3 protein-coding genes and 1 pseudogene are annotated in these 4428 nt (G+C 40.3%); 3 read left to right on the forward strand and 1 reads right to left on the reverse strand.

Going from position 1 to position 4428, the window contains the following annotated elements:
* Positions 1–123: 123 nt before the first annotated feature.
* Positions 124–297, reverse strand: a complete 174-nt coding sequence (locus F6K49_RS35915; RefSeq protein WP_293104494.1) for a hypothetical protein — start codon at positions 295–297, stop codon at positions 124–126.
* 71 nt (positions 298–368) lie between these two features.
* Between F6K49_RS35915 and F6K49_RS35920 the strand changes: the two genes are divergently transcribed.
* The 3 genes and pseudogenes from F6K49_RS35920 to F6K49_RS35930 all read left to right on the forward strand — a co-directional run.
* Positions 369–2453, forward strand: coding sequence for a glycosyltransferase (locus tag F6K49_RS35920; RefSeq protein WP_293104497.1), 2085 nt, complete (start codon positions 369–371; stop codon positions 2451–2453).
* Between the two features lie 61 nt (positions 2454–2514).
* Positions 2515–3348 carry a PIG-L family deacetylase gene (locus F6K49_RS35925; RefSeq protein ID WP_293070764.1) on the forward strand — a complete coding sequence of 278 codons (834 nt, stop codon included), beginning with the start codon at positions 2515–2517 and terminating at the stop codon, positions 3346–3348.
* An 855-nt stretch (positions 3349–4203) separates the two neighbouring features.
* Positions 4204–4428 (forward strand): annotated as a pseudogene (locus tag F6K49_RS35930) (nucleotide-binding protein); the annotation flags it as partial.

Raw genomic sequence — 4428 nt, forward strand, 5'->3', positions numbered from 1 at the left:
TGTGGAGAAACTATTTACTTGGCTGACTCAAGCCGAAGCTGCTCCCCTACGGGATGAGATTGCTTCAAAGTTGCGCTCGATTATGTTGAATCATAGTTCAGAAAGTTTTTACTTTGCTTATCCCTAGTTATATATAGCGTTTGTATTTGATTTATGAACATAAGAGGGAGTAGGGAGTAGGGAGTAGGGAGCAGAATGAAAGAGCTTGGAGGATTGTTTGGTGTTCTTAAAAATCCCTAAATACTTGATTAAAATTTGCCTCTTGCCTCTTGCATCTTGCCTCTTGCCAATACCCAAGCGCGAGTATGTTCACAACTCTATACAATTGCCAGTTCCCAATTAAAAACTAAAAATTGAGGATTACAACAGTGACACAACTTTCTGAAGCACTTCAAGTTGCTCTTCAATATCATCGAGGCAATCGCTTGGTGGAAGCTGAGCAAGTTTATCGTCAGATTCTGGCAGGAATACCTAACCAACCAGATGCCTTGTATGGGTTAGGAATGCTAGCACAACAGATAGGTAAGTACCAAAGTGCTGAGGAGTTTTTCAATACAACCCTCCTTGTAAATCCGGAGTCTTTCAAGGCTTGGTTCAGTTTAGGCAATTTGCGTCAAGCTCAAGGTCAATTGTCAGAAGCAGTGGAAGCTTATCAGCGAGCGTTAGCCCTACAGCCTAACTCGGTAGCGCTTTACAACAACTTTGGCTATGCTCTACAACAACAAGGCAAGTGGGAAAATGCGATCGCATGCTATCAAAAAGCTTTGGAGATTCAGCCCAACTGTGCTGAAGCTGATGTGAATTTGGGTAATGCTCTCCACGCTCAAGGGCAGCTTTCCCAAGACAAACACGCCTACTACGCTGCCTTAAATCACGATTTGGGCGTTAGTCGGAAAATAGGGGGCGATGTGAAGACTGCGGTGGCTTACTACCGGAATGCGATCGCAATACAGCCAGAGTTGGTAAACAGTCATTATACCTTAGGGGTTGCTCTCCAAGAACAAGGCAAATTAGATGATGCGATCGCATCCTATAACAATGTCCTCAAACTCAATCCCAGTAACAACGAAGTCTACACCACTTTAGTGCATAATAAATTAACTAGGATTGACCGAGAGCAAAACAAATTAAACAACAAATTAAATCATCAATTAAACGGAGCAGATTCTAAGAAACGATTAAAGATAGCATTTGTCTGTCAACCCTTTGTGATGACATCGTTTCCAAACCCGATGGATTCTATCGGAATTTTGACCTATGAATTCGTGCGTCTTTTAGTTCAAGATGGTGATGTTATTGTCTATACACCAGGAGAACGCTTTAATACGGCAAGTCATGACGGAGTAGACTATCGATATATTCCCATAGGTCGGGATAAAAAACTGCTAAACTATCTAGAAAAAATTCCAGGATTCCAGAATCAAAAACGTCCTATATTTTGCTCCCAACTCTATTACCTCGCATATATTTTACAAGTAGCCAATGACTTGAGAAAACAGCAATGTGATGTTGTTCACATTCACAACTTATCTCAGTTTATTCCAGTGATACGAGCCTTGAACCCAGGAATAAAAATTGCCCTGCACATGCATTGTGAGTGGTTGACCCAACTGGACCACAAAATTCTAGAAAAGCGGCTTAGTAAGGTAGATTTAGTTATTGGTACTAGTAAGTATATCACAGAAGGGATTCGCCAGCGTTTTCCTAAATTTGCCGAGCGCTGTCAGCCGGTTTTTAATGGGGTAAACCTTGATCGCTTCATGAATTTCTATGTCAGCCATAATCAGCAAAATGGCAGCACCAAAAATCCTGCTAAACGATTACTGTACGTGGGGAGAGTATCTCCAGAAAAAGGCTCCCATGTCTTATTAGAGGCTTTTAAAAAAGTGCTCGAGCGCTGCCCTCAAACCAAACTTGATCTCGTTGGTCCTGTAGGTGCATTACCCTACGACTATCTTGTGGGATTAAGTGATGACTCCAAAGTGGCAGAGTTAGCGTCATTCTACGGTGATGAAAGTTGGACAGGTTACGTGAGACGATACCTGTCCGAATTGAATGATCACTTTGGTGCTGATCTAGCCAGCCAAGTATCCTTCACTGGCTCCCTTCCTCAATCTAAGTTAGTCAATTATTATCAGCAGGCAGACATTTTTGTATTTCCCTCAGTATGTCACGAAGCATTTGGGATGCCAATTGTGGAAGCTATGGTCGCAGGTCTTCCCGTTATTGCTACCCAAGCTGGTGCTTTTCCCGAGATTGTGGAAGATGGTAAGACAGGTCTGCTGGTTGAACGGAGTAATGCTGATGCTTTAGCAGACGCCATCTTGCAACTTCTTTCTGACCAAGAACTTAAAACATCCATGGGACAAGCTGGACATCAGCGAGCGGTTGAACTATTTTCTTTCGAGAAAGTTGTTGATGATTTACTTACGCAGTACAAGACTATTCTTTGAAAGCCAAAGGCAGAAGTGTTGAACTTCGGATCAGAGAATAGTAACAAGTGACAAGTTAAAAATGAGCAATAAATTATCCTTAAAAACTCTGGTACGCCAGTTTTATCGTTTTCTAATCCATAGAACCAGAGTTGAGTATGACAGAAATAATCTAAGACGCTCGGCGATTATTTTTTCACCCCATCAGGATGATGAAACCCTGGGCTGTGGTGGAACAATTATCCGTAAAAAGCAAGCCGGAGCCGATGTAAAAATTGTTTTTATGACAGATGGATGTCAATCTCATGCTCATCTGATTCCAGAAAATCAAGTAAAATCAATACGTGCTAATGAAGCCTTAGCAGCCGCTCAAAAACTTGGTCTGCAACAGCATGATGTCAGCTTTCTGGAATTCAAAGATGGAACATTAGATAAAACCAGAAAATTTGCTATCCAAAACGTTGCCAAAATTATTCTTAACTATCTTCCTGAAGAAATTTTTATTCCCTACTACAACGATGGTGTATCTGACCATAATGCTACTAATGAAATTGTCGTAGCTTCACTCAAAACAATTAAATTTGATGTGACAGTTTATGAGTATCCTATATGGTTTTGGAATCACTGGCCTTGGACAAGGGTGGAAGGGAGTAAACCAAACCTGGTTTCCTTTTTAAAAAAAACCATCATGTCAGGGTTTAGTTTACTGAATGATTTTAGATTATCTGTCTATATTGGTGATGTTTTTGATATCAAACGTACTGCCCTAGACCAACATCAATCTCAAATGAAACAACTCATTGATAATCCACGCTGGCTAACCTTAAAGGATGTGTCAGAGGGTGAGTTTTTAGACTGCTTTTTTCAAAAATATGAATTATTTCGTCGATATAGTTTGAATCATAATTCTGAATAGTTATAATAAACGCTATAGCAAAGGGAATAGGGAGTAGGGAGTAGGGAGTAGGGAGTAGGGAACAAAAATTATAACAATTCATTTAGGATTGCTATAGACTTCAAATTTTATATAACAATGCACTTGATTTTTAGCCTGTGCTGTTTTACCCCTATTTAATAACTATATAGCCGTCTATAGCCTTCTAAGTAAAGGTTAAGACATATTTTTGTTATCTATTCCCCTTTCCCAGATCCGCTGTTACCTGCTCCGAAGTCCCTGCTCCCTAAAACCCTGGAATTTGTACCTATCACAATTTATAAATTGTCTAAAAAATAGCGATAAATTAGCCAATTTGGCAACTTAATTCAAGATAATCATGAAATCATAATTAATAAGAGTGTTCAAGACCTTTATCAGTCAGTCATATCAGTTCTGGATATATGGGACATCATATATCCATTTTATTTTTTTTGTTGTTCTTGACAATGTCAGCTATCATCTAAGCTGGTCTTCATTTAAATTTAATGGTTCTGAAAGCAAGGGAGCAGGTGAGATAGGATTGGGTGCATCTCCTAAAAGCTGTTTGAGCGGGTGGTGCGTTACGGGGTGGGCTATTTCAACCAGGAACGAAGAGGCGGAAAATCAGGGCAATCCCACCCCTAACGCACCCTACGCAAAATTTACAAAAGTGAGATACACCCGATAGGGTTTGACATTGCTTATTTAGCATAACACCAAAAAAAACTCGAGGATCTTTCCTACTGTTACCTGTTATATATTCCCTATTACCTACTCCCTACTCCCTACTCCCTACTCCCTAGGATGAAAGTACCTCACCCAATTTAAAACACTATATAAACATTAAGCAACAACATGCAACAATTAACTCCACCAGAAAATTTAGTAAACAAATCCTTCACAGACACATTCTCAGACAACTGTTGTGCAGGTAAAACCATTGGTACTAAAACTCCCAGTGGTGCAGTTCGTAAGGGTATAGATGTCGAAAAGCTGATTGGGATTGACAATGGCGCATTACGTCTCCAGCCTCTGCTAAAACCTGCGTGGGGCAGACAGGGCATTGCTTATGGTCCGTAC

The sequence above is a fragment of the Moorena sp. SIO3I6 genome, assembly GCF_010672095.1.

Coding starts and splice junctions, on each gene's coding strand:
- F6K49_RS35925 (WP_293070764.1), top strand. CDS start 2,515: ATGAGCAATAAATTATCCTTAAAAACTCTGGTACGCCAGTTTTATCGT.